Source organism: Pseudomonas sp. IzPS59, from assembly GCF_014863505.1.
Lineage (GTDB): Bacteria > Pseudomonadota > Gammaproteobacteria > Pseudomonadales > Pseudomonadaceae > Aquipseudomonas > Aquipseudomonas kribbensis.
In genome coordinates, this window is sequence record NZ_CP062251.1 from 4377817 (window position 1) to 4401900 (window position 24084).

Annotated in this window: 11 protein-coding genes; 6 read left to right on the forward strand and 5 right to left on the reverse strand. The window is 62.6% G+C overall.

Annotated features, from left to right (window positions below):
- Positions 1-40: 40 nt before the first annotated feature.
- Positions 41-856, reverse strand: coding sequence for an alpha/beta fold hydrolase (locus IF189_RS19595; protein WP_134827633.1), 816 nt, complete (start codon positions 854-856; stop codon positions 41-43).
- Positions 857-976: 120 nt separating this feature from the next.
- Entirely contained in the window at positions 977-13975 is a 12999-nt protein-coding gene (locus tag IF189_RS19600; RefSeq protein ID WP_192552119.1) for a non-ribosomal peptide synthetase, read from the reverse strand.
- A 380-nt stretch (positions 13976-14355) separates the two neighbouring features.
- Here IF189_RS19600 and IF189_RS19605 point away from each other — a divergent pair, with 380 nt between their 5' ends.
- The gene (locus tag IF189_RS19605; protein ID WP_007955779.1) at positions 14356-14910 is read left to right on the forward strand and encodes an RNA polymerase factor sigma-70; all 555 of its coding nucleotides are present in this window, start codon (positions 14356-14358) and stop codon (positions 14908-14910) included.
- Positions 14911-14983: 73 nt separating this feature from the next.
- Here IF189_RS19605 and IF189_RS19610 read toward each other — a convergent pair whose 3' ends face one another.
- From IF189_RS19610 to IF189_RS19620, 3 genes are all read right to left on the reverse strand, one after another.
- Entirely contained in the window at positions 14984-15997 is a 1014-nt protein-coding gene (locus IF189_RS19610) for a GNAT family N-acetyltransferase (protein WP_192552120.1), read from the reverse strand.
- Positions 15998-16084: 87 nt separating this feature from the next.
- Positions 16085-16882, reverse strand: a complete 798-nt coding sequence (locus tag IF189_RS19615) for a substrate-binding periplasmic protein (RefSeq protein WP_192552121.1) — start codon at positions 16880-16882, stop codon at positions 16085-16087.
- A 91-nt stretch (positions 16883-16973) separates the two neighbouring features.
- A complete protein-coding gene (locus tag IF189_RS19620) occupies positions 16974-17597 on the reverse strand; it encodes a TetR/AcrR family transcriptional regulator (RefSeq protein ID WP_192552122.1) in 624 nt (207 codons plus the stop codon).
- Between the two features lie 187 nt (positions 17598-17784).
- Here IF189_RS19620 and IF189_RS19625 point away from each other — a divergent pair, with 187 nt between their 5' ends.
- Genes IF189_RS19625 through IF189_RS19645 form a run of 5 tightly spaced genes read left to right on the forward strand, consistent with a single transcriptional unit; the run spans position 17785 to position 24059 of the window.
- The gene (locus IF189_RS19625; protein WP_192552123.1) at positions 17785-19575 is read left to right on the forward strand and encodes an acyclic terpene utilization AtuA family protein; all 1791 of its coding nucleotides are present in this window, start codon (positions 17785-17787) and stop codon (positions 19573-19575) included.
- Positions 19576-19587: 12 nt separating this feature from the next.
- Positions 19588-20457 carry an SDR family oxidoreductase gene (locus tag IF189_RS19630; RefSeq protein WP_192552124.1) on the forward strand — a complete coding sequence of 290 codons (870 nt, stop codon included), beginning with the start codon at positions 19588-19590 and terminating at the stop codon, positions 20455-20457.
- Positions 20458-20460: 3 nt separating this feature from the next.
- On the forward strand, positions 20461-22077 hold the full coding sequence (gene atuC / locus IF189_RS19635) for a geranyl-CoA carboxylase subunit beta (RefSeq protein WP_192552125.1): 1617 nt from the start codon (positions 20461-20463) through the stop codon (positions 22075-22077).
- A 30-nt stretch (positions 22078-22107) separates the two neighbouring features.
- Positions 22108-23265, forward strand: a complete 1158-nt coding sequence (gene atuD, locus IF189_RS19640; protein ID WP_085710720.1) for a citronellyl-CoA dehydrogenase — start codon at positions 22108-22110, stop codon at positions 23263-23265.
- Positions 23262-24059 carry an enoyl-CoA hydratase/isomerase family protein gene (locus IF189_RS19645; protein ID WP_192552126.1) on the forward strand — a complete coding sequence of 266 codons (798 nt, stop codon included), beginning with the start codon at positions 23262-23264 and terminating at the stop codon, positions 24057-24059. The genes atuD and IF189_RS19645 overlap by 4 nt, the downstream gene beginning before the upstream one ends.
- The last annotated feature ends 25 nt before the right edge of the window (positions 24060-24084 follow it).

Sequence of the window (24084 nt, forward strand, 5' to 3'; positions counted from 1 at the left end):
GGCGCCTGAACGGGCGCCTGCTCGCGAAGAGAGATTCGCTCTAGCGGTTGCGCTCGTTCAAAAAAGTAAACAAAACCTCCGTCACAAACCCGGGATTCTCCAGATTGGAGATATGCCCCGCCTCCGGCACCAGCACACACGGGCAGCCGATCAGTTCGGCCATTTCCTGTGCTTCCGACGGAGGACGGGGTTTGTCCTGATCGCCGCAAACCACCAACGTTGCTGCCGCATTCAGCTCACCCAGACGCGGCAGCAGATCATCACGGCCAAAGGTGATTCGCCCCATCGGCACGATGCTTTGACGCAAGCGTTCGGCGGAATAGCCGGCGAGTTTTGCGCGGAAACCCTGATACAGCGCGGACTCCCGGTCGATGCCCGGACGGAAGAAGATCGGCACCACGATGTCGAGCAACTGCTCGGAGATCCCGCCGCTTTCCTCGATCTGTTTGAACAGCGAAAAGTAATACTGACGGGTCGGTTCCGGCTCGACGCCGACATAGGTGTCCATCAGCACCAGACCATTGAGCCGCTGCGGTGCCGACAGCGCGAGGCGCACGCCCCACATGCCGCCGACCGACAGTCCCACCAGCGTCACCCGGTCGATCTCCAGATGGTCGAGCAAGGCCAGTGCCTGACGTGCGATGTCATCCAGCGATGTGGTGCCTTCAGGCAAACATCCGGACTCACCATGGCCCCACAGATCCAGCGCAATCACCCGATAGTGCGGCGACAGCGCTGCGATTTGCGGTGCCCACATGGCCTGGTCCCACAGGTAACTGCCGGCCAGCAACACCGCCGGGCCTGTGCCTTGATCAATGTAATGAAGCGCTTGTCCGTCAACCTCGAAGAAAGCCATCGATTCACCTGCACGGTAAAAAAGAGAACCGGCAGACTGAGCTGCCGGTTCTCGATCGTCAACCTTGGAAATGTACGCGAATGTACAGGTTGAATGGTGTTGAACGCGCAGCGCTGAAGACTACAAACCCTCCAGTTCCGCCATCAGATCATTCAACCGATCCACCTTCTCCTCGGTAATGTCACTGGCCGCCAGCCCTTCGATGTACTCGGCCAGTTCCTCCACCGTGCTGCACTCGAACATCGCCCGCAGCGGCACGTCCCGCTGCAGGGCTTTCTGCACCCGCGAGGCGATCTGCGTAGCAAGCAGCGAGTGGCCGCCGAGTTCGAAGAAGTTGTCGCGTACCCCGACCTTCTCGACCTTCAGCACCTCGGCCCAGATATCGGCCAGGGTTTGTTCCAGTTCGCTGCGCGGCGCCAGGTAATCCTGGCTCTGCAACTGGCCAATCTCCAGCGCCGGCAGTGCCTTGCGGTCGAGTTTGCCGTTGGCGTTGAGCGGCAGACGGTCGAGCCACAACCAGTGCAGCGGCACCATGTATTCCGGCAATTCGGCGCGCAGGCGCTGCTTGATTCGTTCCAGTCGTTCACTCGGGTTCAGTGCGGAATCTGCAGCGACAAGGTAGCCGACCAGATGCTTGCCATTCACGCCTTCCTGCACACCGACCGCACCATCGCGGACTTCCGGTTGTTCGTGCAGACGCGCTTCGATTTCACCCAATTCGATGCGGTAACCGCGAATCTTCACCTGATGGTCGACCCGGCCGACGTATTCCAGCACGCCGTCACTGCGGCGGCGCGCCAGGTCGCCAGTGCGATACAGACGCTCGCCCGGCGCACCGAACGGGTTCGGCACGAACACCGGCGCGGTGCGCAGCGGATCGCTGACATAACCGCGACCGACACCGGTGCCCGCCACGCACAACTCGCCCACCGCACCCAGCGGCACCAGATCCAGCGCGCCATCGAGCAGATACAGCAAGTTGTTGTCGGTCGGCGTACCGATTGGCAGGTAACTGCCGCGAGTCGAGGCCATATCGACGCGGAAGAATGCTACGTCGTCCGAGCATTCCGCCGGGCCATAGGCGTTGACCAGCCCGATCTCCGGATAACGCAGCAGCCATTGGTGCGCCAGTTCCGGCGGCATTGCTTCACCGGTCGGCAGCATCCAGCGCAAGCCGTCGAGGCTCAGGCGATCCGAAGCGAGCATGCCCTGAATCAGCGACGGTACGCTTTCCAGCACGGTGATGCCCTGCTGTTGCACATGCACCAGCAAACCTTGTGGATCGTGGGCGATGGTGTTCGGCACGATGTCCACCCGCGCCCCGAACAGCGGCGCGGCGAGGAACTGCCAGACCGAAATGTCGAAGCTTTGCGAAGCGGTCTGGGCGATCACATCGGCTTCGCTCAGGTTCAAGTAAGGCACCTTGCTCAACTGGTTGTTGAGCATGCCGCGCTGCTCGACCATCACGCCTTTCGGCAACCCGGTGGAGCCCGAGGTGTAGATCACGTAGGCCAGATTGTCCGGGCCGCTGAAGATGCCAGGATTCGCCGACGACACCGCGCCGGCCTGAACCTCTTCCCACACCAACAGGCGTGGGCGGTTGGCGCAGCTGAATTCATCCAGCAAGGTCGTCGCCTGTTCACGGCAAGCCTCGGTGCACACCAGCACTGGCGTGCGGCTGAGTTCGATGATGCGTTGCAGACGCTGGCTCGGCAGACCCGGATCCAGCGGCAGGTAACCGGCACCGGCCTTGAAGCTGCCGATGATCATGCCGAGCAGATCCAGATTGCGCTCGCCCAGCAGCGCCACCGGTTGATCCCTCTGCACCCCGGCCGCGACCAGTGCATGGCCGAGTCGGTTGGCGTTCTGGTTCAGCTCGGCATAGCTCAGTTGCTGATCGAGGCAACTGGCGGCAATGCGTTGCGGATGCGCCGCAACCTGCGCTTCGAACAGTTCGACGTAGCTCTGCTCCAGCGGATAGTCGTGCTCACTCTGGTTGCAGCCGTGGAGCAGGAAATCCTGTTCCTCATGGCCCAATAGCGGCAGGTCAGCCATGTCGCCATGGAAGCCGTCGACCAGCGCCAGCAACAGACGCTTGAACTCGCCGAGCATGCGCTCGATGGTCGACTCGTCGAAGTAACGCTGGTCGTAAGACAGATGCAGGCCCAGGTCATCGCCCGGATAGCACACGGCTGTCAGCGGGAAGTTGGTGTGAGTACGGCCCGAATCCGAGGTCGCGTTGAGGCTCTGCGCACGGTCCAGCACCGAGACTTCCACCGGGGCGTTTTCGAACACGAACAGGCTGTCGAACAGCGGCTGGCCTTTCGGCAGTTCGCTCTGCTCCTGGATGTTCACCAGCGGCAGGTATTCGTACTCGCGCAGCTGCATGTTGCTGTCGAGCAGAGCGCTCAGCCACTGACGCACGCTGGCACGCTGATCGTCCGCCGGGATCTGCACCCGCAGCGCGATACTGTTGATGAACAGGCCAACAGTGCGTTGCATCTCCGGCATTTCCACCGGGCGCCCGGCCACGGTCACGCCGAACAGCACGTCGCGATCACCGCTCAGGCGTCGCAGCACCAGCGCCCACGCCGCCTGGGCGAAGGTGTTGATGGTCAGTTGATGGGCCTGGGCCAGTTCACGCAGACGGGCGCCGTCCTCGACATTCAGTCGGGTGTAGCGGTCGCCGACGATCATGCCGCCGCTTTCGCCGGCATGTTCGCGCAGGAACGGCCGGTCGCTCGGGATCGGCGTGGTGCGCTCGAACCCTTGCAGGTTCTGCTGCCACCACTGACGCGCCTCGGCCAGGCTCTGGCGTTGCAGCCAGCCGATGTAATCGCGGTAGCGCGGTGGCACCGCCAATTGTGCTTCGCGACCTTCACCGAGAGCGGTGTAGATCTCGAAGAAATCGTTCATCAGCAGCGAGCGGCACCAGGCATCGATCAGGATGTGGTGGTTGCTCATCATGAACCAGTAACGCGCCGCGCCGACCTTGATCAGGCGCAGGTGGAACGGTGCCTGATTGAGCAGATCGAACCCGGCCTCGCGTTCAGCCTTGAGCAGCGCTTGCAGTTTCGGCTCCTGCTCGGCGTCGGCGATGGCGCTCCAGTCCAGGTACTCGATCGGCGTGCGACCCGGGGTGTGGATCACTTGCAGCATGTCTTCGCCGACGTTCCAGCAGAACGACGCACGCAGCGCTTCGTGACGGGCGACCACAGCCTGCCACGCCTGGGCAAAACGCTCAGGATCGAGTTCGCTGTTGATGCGGTAGCGATCCTGCATGTAGTACAGACCGGTGCCCGGTTCGAGCAAGGTGTGCAGCAGCATGCCTTCCTGCATCGGCGTCAGCGGGTACACGTCTTCGATGTGCGCCGCCGGCACCGGCAGTGCGTCGAGCTGGGCCTGGGTCAGTTTCGCCAGCGGGAAGTCCGACGGCGTCAGGCCACCGGCCTCGTCTTGCAGGCAATGTTCGATCAGGCTGTGCAACTCGCCGACGTAGGCATCGGCCAATTCGTTGATGGTCTGCGGGTCGTAGCGTTCGGCGCTGAAGGTCCAGCGCAGCAGCAGCTCCCCGCCGTACACCTGACTGTCGACGCTCAACTCGTTCGGCAACGGTGCGTGCGGATCGTGGGCGGCACCGACCGATTCATCCAGCGGACGGAACAGCGCTTCGTTGCCGAAGCTCTGGTCGAACTGGCCGAGGTAGTTGAAGGTGATCGGCGCGTTCGGCAATGCCGCCATGCTCTGACGGCTGGCGTCATCGGCCAGATAACGCAGCACGCCATAACCCAGGCCTTTGTGCGGCACGGCACGCAGTTGCTCCTTGATCGCCTTGATCGAAGCGCCCTGCCCCGCGGCTTCTTCGATGTTGTGCGGGGTCAGACGCAACGGATAGGCGCTGGTGAACCAGCCGACGGTACGGGTCAGGTCGATTTCGTCGAACAGGGTTTCGCGGCCGTGGCCTTCCAGTTGAATCAGTGCCGACGGCTGACCGTTCCAGCGGCACAGCACGCGGGCCAGCGCAGTCAGCAACAGGTCGTTGACCTGCGTGCGGTAGGCGCTCGGGGCCTGTTGCAGCAGTTGTCTGGTTTTTTCTGCATCCAGACGCACGCTGACGATTTGCGCGTGACGATTCTCGCGACCACCCTCAGGACGTTCGCACGGCAACTCGGCGTTCGAGCCGGCCAGTTGCGCCTGCCACCAGCTCAGTTCTTCGCGCAGGGATTCGCTGCCGGCGTAGGCCTGCAAGCGTGCCGCCCAGTCCTTGAAGGCGCTGGTTTTCGCCGGCAGTTTCACCGACTGATCGGCGTCGAGCTGGCGATACACGGTTTGCAGATCATCGAGCAGAACGCGCCACGACACACCGTCGACCACCAGGTGATGAATCGCGATAAACAAACGTTGCTGGGCGTCCGGCCCATCGACCAGCACCGCACGCAGCAGTGGGCCTTGGGCAAGGTCGAGACTGCGCTGGGCGTCGGCAAACAGTGCAGCGCACTTGTCCATCGAAGGTACCCGGACTTGCCACAGCACGGCGGCATCGGTGACCGGTTGATGGGTTGCTTGCCATGTGCCGTTGGCCTCGGTGAAGCGCAGGCGCAAGGCGTCATGCTGCTCGATTACCGCCAGCAGCGCCTGTTCCAGACGGTGCGGTTCCAGCGCCATCGTCGGCTCCAGCAGCAACGCCTGGTTCCAGTGCTGACGCTCGGGAATCTCGGTGTCGAAGAACCAGTGCTGGATCGGGGTCAGACGCGATTCACCAGTCACCAGACCCTGCTCGGCGGTCACGGTTTCACTGCGGCTCGCGACAGCGGCCAGGGTCTGCACGGTCTGGTGCTGGAACAGATCGCGCGGGCTGAAGTGAATACCCTGCTGCCGTGCCCGGCTGACCACCTGAATCGACAGGATCGAGTCACCGCCCAGTTCGAAGAAGTTGTCGTTGAGACCGACCTGCTCGACGTTGAGCACTTCGCACCAGATCTGCGCCAGGGTCTGCTCCAGCTCGTTGCTTGGCGCCACGTAATCCTGACGATTGAGCTCCGGGTCCGGTGCCGGCAAGGCGCGGCGGTCGAGCTTGCCGTTGGCGGTCAGCGGCATGCTGGCCAGCAGGATCAGATGGGTCGGCACCATGTAATCCGGCAGTTGCGTCTTCAGGTGCGTCTTCAGCGCTTCGCGAAGTTCGGCTTGCTCGGCTTCGCTTCGCGAAGCGACCTCGGTCACGAGATAGCCGACCAGTTGCTTGCCACTCGGCGCATCCAGCGCCAGCACCACCGCTTCGCGGATCGAGTCGTGATCGAGCAGGCGGGTTTCGATCTCGCCCAGTTCGATACGGAAACCACGGATCTTCACCTGATGGTCGATCCGCCCAAGGTATTCCACCAGACCGTCGGCGCGCTGGCGCACCAGGTCACCGGTGCGGTACATGCGCCCGCCATCGGCGGCGAACGGGTCAGCGACAAAACGCTCGGCGCTGATGCCGGCGCGGTCGTGATAACCCTGGGCCAGACCGGCACCACCGACGAACAATTCACCCGTCGCACCTTGCGGCACCAGTGCCAGGTCGGCGTCGAGAATGTAGGCCACGCGATCACCGATCACGCTGCCGATCGGCACGCTGCCGGCGCCCTCTTCCAACACTTCCGGCGCCAGACTGGCCAGCGGCATGACCACGGTTTCGGTCGGGCCGTAGGCGTTGAAGAACAGGCTCGGCTTGAACGCTGCGCGAATCCGTTGCAGGTGTTCGCCGGTCAGCGCTTCGCCACCGGTGATGATCATGCGCACCGGCAGGATGTCGTTTTGCGTGGCGAGGAACTGCGCCAACTGGCTGCCGTAGCTCGGGGTGAAGCCGAGAATATTGATGCGATGTTCGCGGATCAGGCCGCAGATTTCTTCCGCGTCCCACTGACCCTGCGCACGCAGCACCACCTGCGCACCGCTGAGCAGCGGCACCAAAAGGCGCTCGGTGGCGGCGTCGAAGTTGATCGAATAGAAATGCAGCTCGCAGTCGTCCGGGCGCATGCCAAAGCGCTCGATCACCGCCTGGCAGTGCATGGCGATTTCACCGTGGGACACCACCACGCCTTTCGGCTTGCCGGTGGAACCCGAGGTATAGATCAGGTACGCCTGATGCTGCGGCAGGCTGATGAACGGAAGTTCGGTGGCCGGGTAATCGGCCAGCGCGGCGCTGTCGTCTTCCAGGCACCAGCGCGCCACGTTCGACGGCAGTTCGCCGAGGGCTTTGAACATTGCCCGGTCGCTGAGCAGCAGGCCGACGCGGCTGTCTTCGATCATGTAATGCAGGCGGTCGAGCGGGTATTCCGGATCCAGCGGTACATAGGCGCCGCCGGCTTTGAGGATCGCCAACAGGCCGACGACCATTTCCAGCGAACGCTCCAGCGCCAGACCGACACGCACTTGCGGGCCTACACCGCGCTCACGCAGGGCCCAGGCCAGACGATTGGCGCGGGCGTCGAGTTCGGCATAGCTCAGAGTCTGCCCGGCGAAGGTCAGGGCCGGTGCATCCTTGCGCGCCAGCGCCTGTTCGGCGAACAGGTGGTGGATGCATTGGTCGAGACGATGCTCGCCCGGCTCGACGCCAAGGCTGTCGAGCAATTGTTGTTGCTCGGGCGCATCGAGCAGCGGCAACTCGCTGAGGCGTTGTTGCGGGTTGGCGATCAGCGCTTCCAGCAGGTTGCGCCAATGCCGGGCCATGCGCGCGATGGTCGGCTCATCGAACAGGTCGGTGCTGTAAGTCAGGCAGCAACCGAGGCGATGGTCGAGGTCGGTGACTTCCAGGTTGAGGTCGAATTTGGTCGCCCGCGCATCGTTGGCCAGGTACTCGACAGTCATCCCGGCGAGCATGCGGCTCTGCTGGAATTCCCAGCGCTGCACGTTGCACATCACCTGGAACAACGGGTTGTACGCGGCGCTGCGCGGTGGTTGCAGGGCTTCAACCAGATGATCGAACGGCAGGTCCTGATGGGATTGACCTTCGATCACGGTATGGCGCACTTGCTCGAACAACTCGCCGACCGACATCTGGCCGTCGAGCTGGCAACGCAGCACTTGAGTGTTGAGGAACGCACCGATCAGCCCTTCACTTTCCGGACGTATACGGTTGGCCACCGGCGCACCGATACGCAGATCGGTCTGGCCGCTGTAGCGGTAAAGCAAGGTCGCGAGTGCGGCGGTCATGGTCATGAACAGGGTCAGACCGTTCTGCGCGTTGAATGCCCGAACGCGCGCGGCGAGATCGTCGCTCAGGTCAAAACGGAACAGTTCACCCTGGTGGCTTTGCACCGGCGGACGCGGACGGTCGCCCGGCAACTCCAGCAGCGGATGTTCGCGCCCCAGTTGCGCGGTCCAGTAGTCGAGCTGACGCTGACGCTCGCCGGACTCCAGCCAGTTGCGCTGCCACACGCTGTAGTCGAGGTACTGCACCGGTAACGGTTCCAGCGGTGAATCGCGGTCATCGACAAACGCTTCGTACAGCGCGCTGAGTTCCCGGGCGAAGATGTCCATCGCCCAGCCTTCGGTGACGATGTGGTGCAGGGTCAGGACGAAGTAATGCTCGTGCTCGGCGGTCTTGACCAGGCAGGCGCGCAGCAGCGGGCCGGTCTCCAGATCGAACGGCAAATGCGCTTCGTCGTCAGCCAGTTGCTGGACTTTCTGCTCGCGCACGTCGGCGGCGAATTTCGAGAAATCCTTCCAGTCCATGCACACGCCGGTCTCGGCATGCACCTGCTGACGGGCCACGCCGTCGACGCTCGGGAACGTGGTGCGCAGGGTTTCGTGGCGCAGGATCAACGCTTGCAGCGCCGCCTCGAAACGCCCGACATCCAGCACACCCCGCAGGCGCGCCATGCCGCCGACGTTGTACGCCGGGCTGTCCGGCTCCATCTGCCAGAGGAACCACATGCGCTGCTGGGAATAGGACAGCGGCACCGGTTTGCTGCGATCAACCTTGTCGATCGGCGGCTGTTTGTTGGTGCGGCCGCTGGCCTGGATCTGGCGGATCTGTTCGGCGAAATCACCCAGTTCACTGTGTTCGAACAAGGCACGCAGCGGCAACTCGGCGTCGCAGGCCTGACGGGTGCGGGAGATGATTTGCGTGGCCAGCAGCGAGTGACCGCCGAGGGCGAAGAAGTCGTCGCTCAGGCCGACCTGTTTCAGGCCCAGCACTTCGCGCCAGATGGCGGCGATCTGTTGTTCCAGTTCGGTGACCGGCTCGACATGTTCACGTACCTGCCATTGCGGCTCGGGCAAGGCGCGGCGGTCGAGTTTGCCGCTCGGGCTCAGGGGCATTGCTTCCAGGCGCATCAATTGCGCCGGGACCATGTATTCCGGCAACTCGGCGGCCAGTGCGGTTTTCAGGCGAGCGGTTTGCGCGTCCTGATCTTCGCTGGCATCGGTTGCAGTAAAGTAGCCGATCAGTTGCGGGCCGGCGACGGTTTCGCGCACCAGCACGGCGGCCTGAGCGATGCCGTCCTGAGCCAGCAGACGCGCTTCGATCTCTTCTGGCTCGACACGGAAACCGCGCAGTTTGACCTGCTGATCGAGACGGCCGAGGTATTCGATCACGCCATCGTGCGTCCAGCGTGCGCGGTCACCGGTGCGGTACAGACGCGCACCCTGCTCGCCCAGCGGATCGACCACGAAACGTTCGGCGGTCAGCGCCGGTCGACCGAGGTAACCACGGGCCAGGCCGATGCCGCTGATGCACAGCTCACCCGGCACACCGGCCGGCACCGGATTGAGATCACTGTCGAGCACGCGGCAGACCACGTTGCCCAGCGGACGACCAATCGGCGAACGCTCGCCATCGGCCACGCCGCAATGCCAATGGGTGACGTTGATCGCGGTTTCAGTCGGGCCATAACGGTTGTGCAGTTGCACCGCCGGCAGTTGCGCCAGCACGCGGTTGCGCAGTTCCGCCGGCAGCGCTTCACCGCCGGAGAATACGCGACGCAGACTGGTGCACTCGGCGCTCAACGGTTCATCGATGAACAGCGAAAGCAGCGGCGGCACGAAGTGCAGCGTGGTCACGCCGTATTCTTGAACAAGCTGCGCGATGCGATGCGGGTCGCGGTGTTCACCGGGGCCGGCGATCAGCAGGCGCGCACCAGTGATCAGCGGCCAGAAGCATTCCCACACCGACACGTCGAAACTGATCGGCGCCTTTTGCATCAGCACGTCGGTGTCGTTCAGGCGATAGGTGTTCTGCATCCATTGCAGACGTTCGGCCAGCGCCGCGTGAGTGTTGCCCACGCCTTTCGGCTGGCCGGTGGAGCCGGAGGTGTAAATCACGTAGGCGAGGTTGTCGCCGTGCAGGTGCAGGCCCGGTGCCTGGCTCGGCCAGTTTTCCAGGTGCAGGGTGTCCATGGCGATCACACTGACGCCTTCGCTGGCCGGCAAGCGGTCGAGCAATGCAGTCTGGGTCAGCAGCAGTTCGACGCCGCTGTCGCTGAGCATGTAGGCCAGACGATCGGCCGGGTAATCCGGGTCCAGCGGCACGTAGGCGCCGCCGGCCTTGATGATCGCCAGCAGGCCGATCAGCAATTGCGGCGAACGCTCGGCGGCGATGGCCACGCACACGTCCGGGCCGACACCTTTGTCACGCAGGTAATGGGCGAGACGATTGGCCTGGGCGTGCAGTTCGGCGAAGTCGAGGCTACCGCCGTCCCACACCAGCGCGGTGCGATCAGGCGTCTGTCGTGCTTGTTCATTCAGCAATTCCGGCAACCATTGCTGCGCCGGGTTGCACGGGGCGATGCTCCACGCGTTTTGCTGAGTGTGTTCGGTGGCGGTCAGCAGCGGCAGGTCACCGATGGCCTGCTCCGGACGTTCGCAGATAGCGCGCAGCAGGTTGCTGAAATGCTCGGCCAGACGCTCGATGGTCGCAGCATCGAACAACTCATCGGCGTAGTCGAACGACAGCGTCAGGCGACCGTTGCGGTCTTCTTCACTGTGCAGTTGCAGTTCGAACTTGGCCTCGCGGCTGTGCCACGGCAGTTCTTCGGCGAGCAGACCCGGCAGACGCTTCAGTGCGCTCAGATCGCGTTGCTGATGGTTGAACATGACCTGGAACAGACCTTGTTCGCGGGCCTGCGGGAAGGCTTCGAGCAGTTGTTCGAACGGCAGGTCCTGATTGGCCTGCGCACCGAGCGCAGCCTGACGGGTTTGCGCCAGCAGTTCAGTGAATGGCAGACGTGAATCGACGTCGGCGCGCAGTACCTGAGTGTTGATGAAGAAGCCGATCAGGCCCTGGGTTTCCAGACGCGGACGGTTGGCATTGGGCACACCGATGCGAATGTCGCGTTGACCGCTGTAGCGATGCAGCAAGCTCTGGAACGCCGAGAGCAGCAGCATGAATGGCGTGGACTGATGGGTCTGGGCGGTCTGGCGGATCGCGTCGCTGAGGCTGATCCCCAGACGAACGCTATGGCGTGCAGCGCTGTGAGTTTGTTTGGCAGAACGTGGATGGTCGGTCGCCAGTTCCAGCGTCGGATGCTCATCACTCAACTGCGCCTTCCAGTACGCCAGTTGCCGCTCACCCTCGCCTTGCGCCAGCCATTGGCGCTGCCAACTGCCGTAGTCGGCGTATTGGGTCGGCAGCGGTGCCAGTTCCGCGCGCTGGCCTTGGGAAGCAGCGGCGTACAGCCGTGAGAATTCGTCGATCAGCACATTCAACGACCAGCCGTCGGCGATGATGTGGTGCATGGTCACCAGCAACTGGTGATCTTCGTCGTCGAGGCGAACCAGCGTCACCCACAGCAGCGGGCCTTTCTCCAGATCGAACTGGGTACGGGCTTCGTCTTCGCGGATCTGTTGTGCCCGGGCTTCACGTTCGCTGGCCGGCAGGTCGCTGATGTCGATCAGTTGCAGGTTGAATTCACCCGCCGCTTCGACCTGTTGCAGGGCTACGCCGTCGCGTTCGAAGAAACGTGTGCGCAGGGATTCGTGGCGTTCGATCAGTTGCTGGAAACTGGCGCGCAGGGCGTCTTCCTCCAGTTCGCCACGCAGGCGCAGGGCACCGGGAATGTTGTAGGCGCTGCTGTGTGGATCGAGTTGCCAAGTGATCCACAGACGGTTTTGTGCCAGCGATTGCGGCAATGCTTCGGTGCGCGACAACGCGGTAATTTCGCCCTGGGCGCTGCCGCCGTCCTGTTGCTGTTGCGCCACGGCAGCGGCGAACGCGGACAGGGTTGGCGCTTCGAACAACAGTCGCAGGTTCAGCTCCAGGCTCAGTTCTTCGCGCACCTTGGCAATCACTTGGGCGGCGGCAATCGAGTTGCCACCGAGCAGGAAGAAGTGATCGTCGGCGTTGACCTGTTTGACGTTGAGTTGCTCGGCCCAGACCTTGCCGATCAGCGCTTCCAGTTCGGAGGCGGACGCGGTCGATTCGCTGGTTTCAGCCGTGGCCGACGGGAACACCGCGTAGCTGTCGAGGCTGCCGTCAGCCAGACGATTGCGGCAGGCCGAACGCTGCAGCTTGCCGCTGGAGGTCTTCGGCAGCGCTCCGGGATTGAGCAGCACCACCACGCTCGGCGCTTCCTGATAAGCCTCGGCCACGGCCTGGCGGATGGCTTTGATCAGCGCTTCGGGCGGAAGGATTTTCTGCACGCTGCGGCTGATTTCCGCCGCGATGCCGATGCCTTCTTCACCATTCTGATTGACCGCGAATGCAGCAACGCGCCCCTTGCGCACCACCTCCACTTCGTTCTCGACTGTTTTCTCGATGTCCTGCGGATAGAGGTTGTGACCGCGCACGATCAGCATGTCTTTCAGGCGACCGGTGATGAACAGTTCGCCGTCGCGGATGAAGCCCAGGTCACCGGTGCGCAGCCAGGTCTGGCCGGCGTGCTGGACGAAAGTCTTGGCGCTGGCCTCGGGGTTGCGCCAGTAGCCGAGGGCGATGCTCGGGCCAGCGGCCCAGACTTCACCGACGGCATTGTCGGCCAGTTCTTCGAGGCTGCCCGGCTCGACGATCAGCACCGCATGCTCGGGCTGGCTGATGCCGCAACTCATGATCGCGCTGCCCTCGCCCGGCTCGGCGCGGTTCTGTGCCAGGGCTTGATCGTCCACACGTAGCGCCGGAATGCCGGTGCCGCGCGGTGTGCCGGCGACGAACAGGGTCGCTTCGGCCAAGCCGTAGGACGCCATGAAACTGCTTTCGCTGAAACCGCACGGGGTGAATTTTTCGGCGAAACGTTCGAGGGTGTCGAGACGGATCGGCTCCGAACCGGAATAGGCCACGCGCCAGCGGCTCAGGTCGAGACGCTCCAGCGCTGACTCGCTGACCCGCTCGCTGCACAGACGATAAGCGAAGTCCGGCCCGCCGCTGATGGTGCCGCCGTATTGGCTGATCGCTTCGAGCCAGCGCAATGGCCGGCCGAGGAAGTACGCCGGCGACATCAGGATGCACGGCACGCCGCTGAAGATTGGTTGCAGCAGACCGCCGATCAGCCCCATGTCGTGGTACAGCGGCAGCCAGCTGACGATTACGTCGTCAGGATTCACGTCGATGCCGAAGCCGTGACGGATCAACAGTTCGTTGGCCACCAGGTTGCCGTGGCTGACTTGCACGCCTTTGGGCAGCGCGGTGGAGCCAGAGGTGTATTGCAGGAAGGCGATGTGGTCTTGCGGCAGGTTCGGTTCGACCCAACGTTCGGCCAGCGCATTGTCGAGGGTGTCGACGCACAGCAGCGGCGGCGCGCCTTCGATTTGCTGCAAGGCGTCACGCAGGTCGGCGCTGGTCAGCAACAGGCGCGGCTCGGCGTCGGCAATGATCGACAGCAGGCGTTCCTGATGGTGACGCTTGGCCGATTCCGGCGGATAAGCCGGCACCGCGATCACGCCCGCGTACAGGCAACCGAAAAACGCCGCGACGTAATCCGGGCCGCTCGGGAACAGCAGCACCGCGCGATCACCGAATCCGGCCTCGGCCTGCAACGCTGCCGCGATGGTGCGCGCACGCTGATCGAGTTCGCGATAACTGAGCACCACAGCCTGCTCCTCGGTTTCAGCGAGAAAACGCAAGGCCAGCCGGTCCGGCGTCAGGGCCGCGCGGTGCTGGAGGGCTTGGACCAGGGTGCTGGGAAGTTCGAACGCGTCGGTCATGAGGTTTCCTGCCTGAATTCGGCTTGCTGGTGGAATCGGGTTGGCTGCGGCACGCCCATGAGAGGCATGCGGGACACGGTCTTCGCCGACCGTGCAAGGCATTGGAATGCGGTAGGTCCGGGGCTGCGTACCCGGATCCATTCACCAATGAGAACGGATGACGTCTTGAAATAATTAGTCGGCAGGCTGGATCGCCAATGGGGCTGGGCGCATGGACGAGTGCGGCGGCGTGTCGCAGTTCTCAGATCGCACCGTTATGGATCATTAGTTCTCTTTCTCAATTGACAATCATTATCATTCAACATAATTTGTCGCTCGATGTGTAGGACGGCCCCGTCCCCCAGGCGTCCCACTAACCTATTGGCAGCAAGGTGATTTCCATGACGGAACAAGTATCCACAAGCAGGTGCGATTCACCGCTACTTCAGGCATTCGTCGACAATCGACTGATTCTGGTCAAGATTGCAGCCCGCATTACCGGCTGCCGTTCACGCGCCGAAGATGTGGTGCAGGATGCGTTCTTCCGACTGCAATCGGCGCCGCCGATCACGTCGTCGATCAAGGCCCAGCTGAGTTATCTGTTCCAGATCGTGCGCAATCTGGCCATCGATCACTACCGCAAACAGGCGCTGGAGCAGAAGTACGCCGGCCCCGAGGAGGAAGGGTTGAACGTGGTCATTCAGGGCGCTTCGCCGGAAACCTCGCACATCAACTTCTCGACCCTGGAACACATCGCCGACGCGCTGACCGAACTGCCGGTCCGCACGCGCTATGCGTTCGAGATGTACCGTCTGCACGGCGTGCCGCAGAAGGACATCGCCAAGGAACTCGGCGTTTCGCCGACCCTGGTCAACTTCATGATTCGTGATGCGCTGGTGCACTGCCGCAAGGTATCGGGCAGCCGCGCTGATGCAGTGTCCGCGAACCGTCGCTGACCTAAAGCAGAGCCCAAAAAAAGATCGCAGCCTTCGTCGAAGGGCTGCGATCTTTTTTGTTTTCAGAGAAATGTCACACCAGCGTGCACCGGTCGAAGAACCGCTCGCGCCCAAGGATCATCAGCGCCGCGCGCTTGTGCGGGAAATCGAATTCCTTTTCGCAGTGAAAGCACTGATTGTGCATGTGACCGATCATCTTCGCGTTGTCGGCACGCGGCTCGGCAACCACACGCTGAGTGCGCGGATCATCCAGAAACAGGTAATGCACCAGCGCCGAAAGCCAGCTCGCCACCTTGTGCGGCCCGCGGTGATCTTCCTCACCGACCAGCATGTGAATGCCACGATCGTAATCATCGGCATCGTAGAACGGCGCGATGCGATCCTCCTTGGCCCAATAGGCTTCGAAGTAAGCGAACGGCTGATCGTCGAAACAACCGATCAGCGTCAGCGTGTGCGGGTCGGCGTCGAGCTTGCTCAGGTACTCGCGATGCTGTTCCAGGCTGCCCTCCTCCTGCCAGAAACTGGCAACTCGTGGGCTGTTCTGCCAGCGATTGAAACGCGCAAGATCCTGCTCGATCTCCACCGTTCGAAGGGAAATCCAGGCACCGAGACGCGCATCGAAACGGCGATAAACCTCACCACGCGGCTTCACCGGTCGCAGTGGATGGCGCTTGCCCTTGCTGATGACCATTTGCTGCGGATAACTGCCCGTCAGCGAGGTGCCGAGCCACGGTTGCGGCAGTTGCCAGAACAACGTGCGCTCGCAGCGGTATTCACCCACCACGTCGGTGCTCACCAGCAAGCCGCTGAGCAAGGCTTCGGTCGGCGACTGATCCAGCTGCCAGATCAATTGCTGACGTGCCGGATCCCGGGCAAACAGCCAATAACAGGCCGCCCACAGCGCCTGGCCTGGCGGCAACGCATAACGTTCATCGATCTGGATCGGCCCCTGGCCTTCACGATCGAGGCGCAGGCGAATCAGCGGTTGCCCGTCCAGGCTGAGGCTCAGACGGCTTTCGGTGGCATCGGCTATCAGTTGACTGCCCGAAGGCAAGGCCAGGGCAGTCAGGTCATTCAGATTGGACATGGGTCGGGCTCACGATAATCGTCGACAGTTCAACGATGGGACGTGAGTCGAAGCGGGAAATTTAGGCCGTGCGGAAAAAACCGCCAGTCATGGGTGAGACACCGGCACCACCGCAATCTTGTACGGATCGAAGATCTTCAGCATCTGCCCGTTGTCGCGCAGGCCTTGCAGCAGCTTGCCGAACGCCTCGCCGGTGATCGGCGCTTTCGGGCTGAGAATCGCGTAATGATGGTAGATCTGGTCGATGCGCTGGGACACCAGCAGTTCGTCACGCACTTTTTCGTTGCGCAGCAGGTAATCGAACAGATACGAGCGAGTGACTAACGCGATGTCGGCCCGACCGCGCAGCACCATCAACAGGTTGCTGTCATGGGAATAGGTCAGTGTCGCGTTGTAAGTTTCAGCGAGGTACTTGGGGTCGGCATTGAAGTTGGCGAACTCGTAGTGATAGCCGCTGTACAGTGCCAGCCGTTTGCCCTTGAGATCGGCGAAGTAATTCTGCTGGCGACCGGGTTCTTTCTGCGCGACGAAAATCTCTGCGTCTTCCAGCCCCATGTCGACCGTTGTGTGGGGAATGTCTTTCCAGCCCCAGTCCGGGTTCTCGAAGATCGCCATGTCCGTGCGACCTTCCTTGAAATCGCCGAACCGCCGCGGAATCGAGGTGGGGACAAGCTCGAAACGATAGTCGCTCTGCGAGTGGTTCAATGCCTCGACCAGTTCCGGCAGCAGACCGGTGTCGGCGCCGTTTTCCGGGCGAATGGTGTAAGGCGGAAAATGCGCCGCACCCACCCGAACCACTTGCACCGCCTGAGCGGGCAATACCCATAGTGCAGCCAGCGCTGCGAGCATCAGCCCCGCGGCCATCCGATCTGGCGAAGACTTCAAAACACCCTACTCCCCGAAAAAGTACTGTTGCATGCATTCAAGCTAGGCGGTTTCGCCCAGTTAGCCAGTTTCCCGGGCCGATAGAAAGCGATTAGCGCTCTTCGAGCACCAGAATCAACGCCTCTTCAGCCAGTTGATCGAGGCTCAGACTGCCGCCGGCGCGGAACCAGGTGGTAGTCCAGGACAATGCGCCCGTGAGAAAACGTCGGGTAATGAACACATCGCCGCGAATGAACCCCGCTTCCTTGGCCTCGCCCAACACCTGCAGCCAAATATCTTCGTAGATATCACGCAACGCCAGCACCCTGGCCTGACCGTCTTCGGACAGCGAGCGCCATTCATACACCAGCACCGCCATCGCTTCGCCGCTGCCGCCCATGATCGACTGCAATTCGCAGCGGATCAGCGCCAGCACCCGCTCGCGCACATCGGCGGCATCGGCCAGAGCCGCGCGCATCAGCGCGGTGTTGTAGCGAATGGTCTCTTCCATTACTGCGCGCAGGATTTCATCCTTGCTCTTGAAGTGATGAAAAATGCTGCCCGACTGAATGCCCACGGCACCGGCCAGATCGCGCACGGTCGTGCGTTCGTAGCCCTTGTTGCGAAACAGGTGGGCCGCCACTTGCAGCAATTTGCCGCGAGCGCTGTCCGGGTCGGTCAACTGGCCTTCGTCGACCAGTTCGCGCATCACCTTCAGGGCTTTTTGCTCGTCCACCCGTTCTCTCCTACAGTCGTTCAGTCGTCTGCCGCCCTGAAACCGCAGGGTTGCGCGGGCAATTTAAGCCGCCGGCCGCGACCAAGCAAGCGCTTGGGCAGAAGATAATTTCGCCTGTTTACAAACCAAGCGCTTGCTTGGTAGCCTCAATGCACTTCTGTCACAGGTTGCTGAGTCGGAGATGAAAATGCCCACCACGGTTCGCATCGGATGCGCCAGCGCATTCTGGGGAGACACCTCGACCGCCGCCGCGCAGCTTGTGGCCGGAGGACAGCTGGATTATCTGGTGTTCGACTACCTGGCCGAGATCACCATGTCGATCATGGCCGGCGCCCGCATGAAGGACCCCCAAGCCGGGTTTGCCGGCGATTTCATCGAAGTCCTCACGCCCCTGCTGCCGCAACTGGTGGAACAGAAGATTCGCGTCATCAGTAATGCCGGCGGGGTCAATCCCCAGGCCTGCGCCGCCGCGTTGCAAGCGGCCTGCGACAAGGCCGGTGTGGCGCTGAAAATCGCCGTGCTGTCGGGCGATGACCTGCAACCGAAACTCAAACAGCTCGCCACCCAAGGCATCACGGAAATGTTCAGCGGTGCCCCGCTGCCGCCAATGTGCGTGTCGACCAACGCTTACCTCGGCGCCCCGGGCATCGTCGAAGCCCTGCACCTGGGCGCCGACATCGTCATCACCGGTCGCGTGGTCGACAGCGCGGTGGTCAGCGCCGCGCTGGTGCATGAATTCGGCTGGTCGTGGCACGACTACGACAAACTCGCCCAGGCCGCATTGGCCGGGCACATCATCGAATGCGGCGCGCAGTGCACCGGCGGCAATTTCACCGATTGGCGCGACGTGCCGGATTACGAACACATCGGTTTCCCGATCGTCGAAGTCAGCGCCGACGGCCAGTTCATCGTCAGCAAACCCGAAGGCTCCGGCGGACTGGTCACGCCGCTGACGGTCGGCGAACAGATGCTCTACGAAATCGGCGATCCGCAGGCCTATCTGTTGCCCGATGTGGTCTGCGATTTCAGCCAGGTCAAACTCCAGCAACAGGGCAAAAATGCAGTCCGGGTCCACGGTGCGAAAGGCCTGCCGCCCAGCGACAAATACAAGGTCAGCGCGACATACCCGGACGGTTTCCGCTGCACTGCCAGTTGCCTGATCGCCGGTATCGATGCGGTGGAAAAAGCCCGGCGCGTCAGTCAGGCGATCATCGACAAGACCTCGGAAATGCTCGAACAGCATGGCTGGGGCCCTTACACCGAAACCCATATCGAACTGCTCGGCAGCGAAGCCACCTACGGCCCCCACGGCCAACGCCGGGACAGCCGTGAAGTGGTGATCAAACTCGCCGTGCGCCATCCGAACAAACAGGCCCTGGTCCTGTTCTCCCGGGAAATCGCCCAGGCCGCCACCGGCATGGCGCCGGGCCTGACCGGCATCGTCGGCGGACGGCCGACAGTGTATCCGCTGATCCGGCTGTTCTCGTTCCTGATCGACAAAAGCGCCTGCAGCTTGCAGATCGACATCGCTGGCGAGTCTCACCCGTTCGCCCTGCCCGCCCACGCCATCCTCGACAGCCAGGATCTGCCCCTGCCCCACGAAACACCCAAACCCCATGGCCGCGCCGATGCCAGCGTAGCGCTGGTAAAACTCGCAGTGGCGCGCTCCGGCGACAAGGGCAATCACAGCAACATCGGTGTCATGCCGCGCCGCCCGGAATACCTGCCGTGGATCGCCGAAGCGCTGACCCCGGCGGTGGTGGTCGACTGGATGAGTCATGTCCTCGACCCGATTCATGGCCGTGTCGAACGCTGGTATCTGCCGGGTACTCACAGCCTCAATTTCCTGCTGGAAAACGCCCTCGGTGGCGGTGGTGTGGCGAGCCTGCGCATCGACCCTCAAGGCAAAGCCTTCGCCCAGCAATTGCTGGAAATCCAGATCCCGGTGCCGCAGAGCATCGCCGAACAGTTCGACTAGAGGATTGGCACCATGGCGTATGAATCGATTTTCAGGGCCGATCTGTTCAGCGGCCAGACCGTGATTGTCACCGGTGGCGGCAGCGGCATCGGGCGTTGCACCGCCCATGAACTGGCGGCGCTCGGGGCCACCGTGGTGCTGATCGGACGCAAGCCGGAAAAGCTGCAAACCGTCGCCGCCGAAATTGCCGAGGACGGTGGCCGGGCACACTGGAAGGCTTGCGACATTCGTGACGAAGAAGCGGTGAAAGCGCTGGTCAGCGAGTTGATCCGCGAACACGGGCCGATCCACGGACTGGTCAACAATGCCGGCGGGCAATACCCGTCGCCATTGGCCTCGGTCAATCAGAAAGGTTTCGAAACCGTGCTGCGCACCAACTTGGTCGGCGGTTTCCTGATGGCCCGGGAAGTGTTCAATCAATCGATGAGCAAACACGGCGGCAGCATCGTCAACATGCTCGCTGACATGTGGGGCGGCATGCCCGGCATGGGCCACTCGGGCGCTGCGCGTTCGGGCATGGACAACTTCACCAAGACCGCCGCCTTCGAATGGGGTTACGCCGGCGTCCGGGTGAATGCCGTGGCGCCGGGATGGATCGCCTCCAGTGGCATGGACACCTATGAAGGCGCGTTCAAGGCGGTGATCCCGACCCTGCGCGAACACGTGCCACTCAAGCGCATCGGCACCGAATCCGAGGTCAGCGCAGCTATCGTGTTTCTGCTGAGTCCTGCTGCCTCATTCATCAGCGGCAGCACCTTGCGCATCGATGGTGCTGCCAGCCTGGGCAGTCGCGCATGGCCGCTGCACAAGGCGACCCACAGCGAATCCTTCAACGGATTTCACCGCGCCTATATGCCAGACGTCTTGAAGGACAAGGAGTAAGCCATGCCGGTCATTCAGTCACAGCTCGACCCGCACAGCGAAGCCTTTACCCGCAACCGCGCAGCCATGCTCGCCGCCATCGAGCAAGTCCGGCAGCTCGAACAGAACCTGCTGAACAAGGCTACCGAAGCCAAACCGAAATTCGACAAGCGCGGACAACTGCTGCCCCGCGAACGCCTGAACCTGCTGCTCGACCCCGGCGCGCCGTTCCTCGAACTGGCGAGCCTGGCCGGCTACAAACTGCACGACGACAAGGACGGCAGCTCGGCCGGGGGCGGCTTGATCGCCGGCATCGGTTACGTGTCCGGTGTGCGCGCCTTGATCGTGGCGAACAACAGCGCGATCAAGGGTGGGACGATTTCCCCGTCAGGCCTGAAAAAGTCACTGCGCCTGCAACAGATCGCCCAGGAAAACAAACTGCCGGTGATCACCCTCGCCGAAAGCGGCGGCGCCAACCTCAACTACGCAGCGGAGATTTTCGTCGAAGGCGCACGCAGCTTTGCCAATCAGGCGCGGATGTCTGCCATGGGGCTGCCGCAGATCACTGTGGTGCACGGCTCGGCCACCGCCGGCGGCGCCTATCAGCCGGGGCTGTCGGATTACGTGGTGGTGGTGCGCGGCAAGGCCAAGCTGTTTCTTGCCGGCCCGCCGTTGCTTAAAGCGGCGACCGGTGAAGTCGCCACCGACGAAGAACTGGGCGGCGCCGAGATGCACGCGCAAGTCGCCGGCACCGCCGAGTACCTGGCAGAAAACGATGCCGACGGCGTACGTCAGGTGCGGGAAATCGTCAGTCTGCTGAACTGGAACGAGCAAGTGCCATGGCTGCCCGAACTGCAATTCAAAGAGCCGTTGTACCCCATCGACGAACTGCTGGGCCTGATCCCGGATGACCCGAAAAAGCCCTACGACGTGCACGAAATCATTGCCCGGATCGCCGACGAATCACGCTTCCTTGAGTTCAAGGGTGAGTTCGATCAGCAAACCGTTTGCGGCCACTTGAAGATTCAGGGTCGCGCCTGCGGCTTCATCGGCAACAACGGCCCGATCACACCCAACGGCGCGAGCAAGGCCGCACAGTTCATTCAGCTGTGCGACCAGAGCCAGACGCCGCTGCTGTTTTTCCACAACACCACCGGGTTCATGGTCGGCACCGAATCGGAACAGCACGGCGTGATCAAGCACGGTTCGAAACTGATCCAGGCGGTGGCCAATGCGCGGGTGCCGAAACTGACCATCGTGGTCGGCGGCTCCTATGGCGCAGGCAACTACGCGATGTGCGGACGCGGGCTCGATCCGCGCTTCATCTTCGCCTGGCCCAACAGCCGCACGGCGGTGATGGGCGGCGCCCAGGCCGGCAAGGTGCTGCGCATCGTCACCGAAGCCAAACAGTTGAAGGACGGCCTGGTGCCCGACCCGAAAATGCTCGACATGCTGGAACAGGTCACCGCGCAGAAACTCGACAGCCAGTCCACCGCCCTCTACGGCAGCGCCAACCTGTGGGACGACGGGCTGATCGATCCACGCGACACCCGCACCCTGCTCGGCTACCTGCTGGACATCTGCCACGAAGCCGGCATCCGCACACTGGCCCCCAACAGCTTCGGCGTCAGCCGCTTCTGACCGCCTCGGACCTCAAGGAGAACAATAAAAATGATCTTCACCCCGGAACACGAAGCCCTGCGTCGCACCGTCCGCCAGTTCGTCGAGCACGAGATCAACCCGCACGTCGATGAATGGGAAAAGGCCGGGCGCTTTCCGATCCACGAGATTTTCCGCAAGGCCGGCGACCTCGGTTTGCTGGGGATTTCCAAACCGGAAAAGTTCGGCGGCATGGGCCTGGATTACAGCTATTCGATCGTCGCCGCCGAAGAGTTCGGCACCATCCACTGCGGCGGCATTCCGATGTCGATCGGCGTGCAGACCGACATGTGCACCCCGGCCCTCGCCCGCTTCGGCTCCGATGAGCTACGCGACGAATTCCTGCGCCCGGCGATCACCGGCGAACAGGTCGGTTGCATCGGCGTGTCGGAAGTCGGCGCCGGTTCCGATGTCGCCGGACTCAAGACCACCGCGCGCAAGGACGGCGACGACTATGTAATCAACGGCAGCAAGATGTGGATCACCAACTCGCCGAGCGCCGACTTCATCTGCCTGCTGGCCAACACCTCGGACGACAAACCGCACGTCAACAAATCGCTGATCATGGTGCCGATGAACACGCCGGGCATCAGCCTCAGTTCGCACCTGGACAAGCTCGGCATGCGCAGCTCGGAAACCGCCCAGGTGTTTTTCGATAACGTGCGCGTGCCACAGCGAAATCGCATCGGCCATGAAGGCGCCGGGTTCATGATGCAGATGCTGCAATTCCAGGAGGAACGCCTGTTCGGTGCGGCCAACATGATCAAGGGTCTGGAATACTGCGTCGACAGCACCATCGAGTACTGCAAGGAACGCAAGACTTTCGGCAACGCGCTGATCGACAATCAAGTGATCCACTTCCGCCTCGCCGAATTGCAGACCGAAATCGAATGTTTGCGGGCGCTGGTCTATCAGGCCACTGAGCAATACGTGAAAGGCCAGGACGTCACCCGACTGGCCTCGATGGCCAAGCTCAAGGCCGGGCGTCTTGGCCGCGAAGTCAGCGACAGCTGCCTGCAATATTGGGGCGGCATGGGCTTCATGTGGGACAACCCGGTGGCCCGCGCTTACCGCGACGTGAGGCTGGTGTCGATTGGCGGCGGCGCCGACGAAATCATGCTGGGGATCATCTGCAAACTGATGGGCATCCTGCCGGGGAAAAAGAAATGACCACCCTGCCCGATTGCCAGACGCTGTTGCTGGAGCCGCATAACGGCGTGCTGCACATCACACTTAACCGTCCGGAAAGCCGCAACGCCATGAGCCTGCAAATGGTCGGCGAGCTGCGTTCGATTTTCGCCGCCGTGCGCGATGACCGCAGCGTGCGCGCCCTGGTGCTCAGCGGCGCCGGCGGGCATTTCTGTGCCGGTGGCGACATCAAGGACATGGCCAACGCCCGAGCCCAGGGCAGCGATGCCTATCGCGAGTTGAACCGTGCTTTCGGGTCGCTGCTGGAGGAGGCGCAGCACGCACCGCAAGTGCTGATCACCGTACTGCAGGGCGCGGTGCTCGGTGGCGGTTTCGGGCTGGCGTGCGTGAGTGATATCTCAATGGCCGATCATCAAGCGCAATTCGGTTTGCCGGAAACCAGTCTTGGCCTGTTGCCGGCGCAGATCGCGCCGTTTGTGGTGCAGCGCATCGGCCTCACCGAGGCCCGTCGCTTGGCCCTGACCGCCGCCCGCTTCGATGGCCATCAGGCTCGACGGCTGGGGCTGGTGCACTTTGTCGAACAGGATCCGCAGGCACTCGCCGAGCGTCTGGATGAAGTGCTCGATCACGTCTTGTGTTGCGCCCCCAAAGCGAACGCCGTGACGAAAAAACTGCTGCTGGCCAGTGCCGGCCAGCCATCGAGCGAACTGCTGGATGAAGCAGCGCAGTGGTTCAGCGAAGCGGTGAGCGGTGCCGAGGGCATCGAGGGCACGATGGCGTTTGTGCAAAAGCGCAAACCCGGATGGAGCACCTGACCCTGTGGGAGCGGGTTTGCCCGCG

What these genes read in the sequence shown, in the direction of transcription:
- IF189_RS19595 (WP_134827633.1), bottom strand. Translation starts at nt 856, where the DNA reads ATGGCTTTCTTCGAGGTTGACGGACAAGCGCTTCATTACATTGATCAA.
- IF189_RS19600 (WP_192552119.1), bottom strand. Translation starts at nt 13,975, where the DNA reads ATGACCGACGCGTTCGAACTTCCCAGCACCCTGGTCCAAGCCCTCCAG.
- IF189_RS19605 (WP_007955779.1), top strand. Translation starts at nt 14,356, where the DNA reads ATGACGGAACAAGTATCCACAAGCAGGTGCGATTCACCGCTACTTCAG.
- IF189_RS19610 (WP_192552120.1), bottom strand. Translation starts at nt 15,997, where the DNA reads ATGTCCAATCTGAATGACCTGACTGCCCTGGCCTTGCCTTCGGGCAGT.
- IF189_RS19625 (WP_192552123.1), top strand. Translation starts at nt 17,785, where the DNA reads ATGCCCACCACGGTTCGCATCGGATGCGCCAGCGCATTCTGGGGAGAC.
- IF189_RS19630 (WP_192552124.1), top strand. Translation starts at nt 19,588, where the DNA reads ATGGCGTATGAATCGATTTTCAGGGCCGATCTGTTCAGCGGCCAGACC.
- atuC (WP_192552125.1), top strand. Translation starts at nt 20,461, where the DNA reads ATGCCGGTCATTCAGTCACAGCTCGACCCGCACAGCGAAGCCTTTACC.
- atuD (WP_085710720.1), top strand. Translation starts at nt 22,108, where the DNA reads ATGATCTTCACCCCGGAACACGAAGCCCTGCGTCGCACCGTCCGCCAG.
- IF189_RS19645 (WP_192552126.1), top strand. Translation starts at nt 23,262, where the DNA reads ATGACCACCCTGCCCGATTGCCAGACGCTGTTGCTGGAGCCGCATAAC.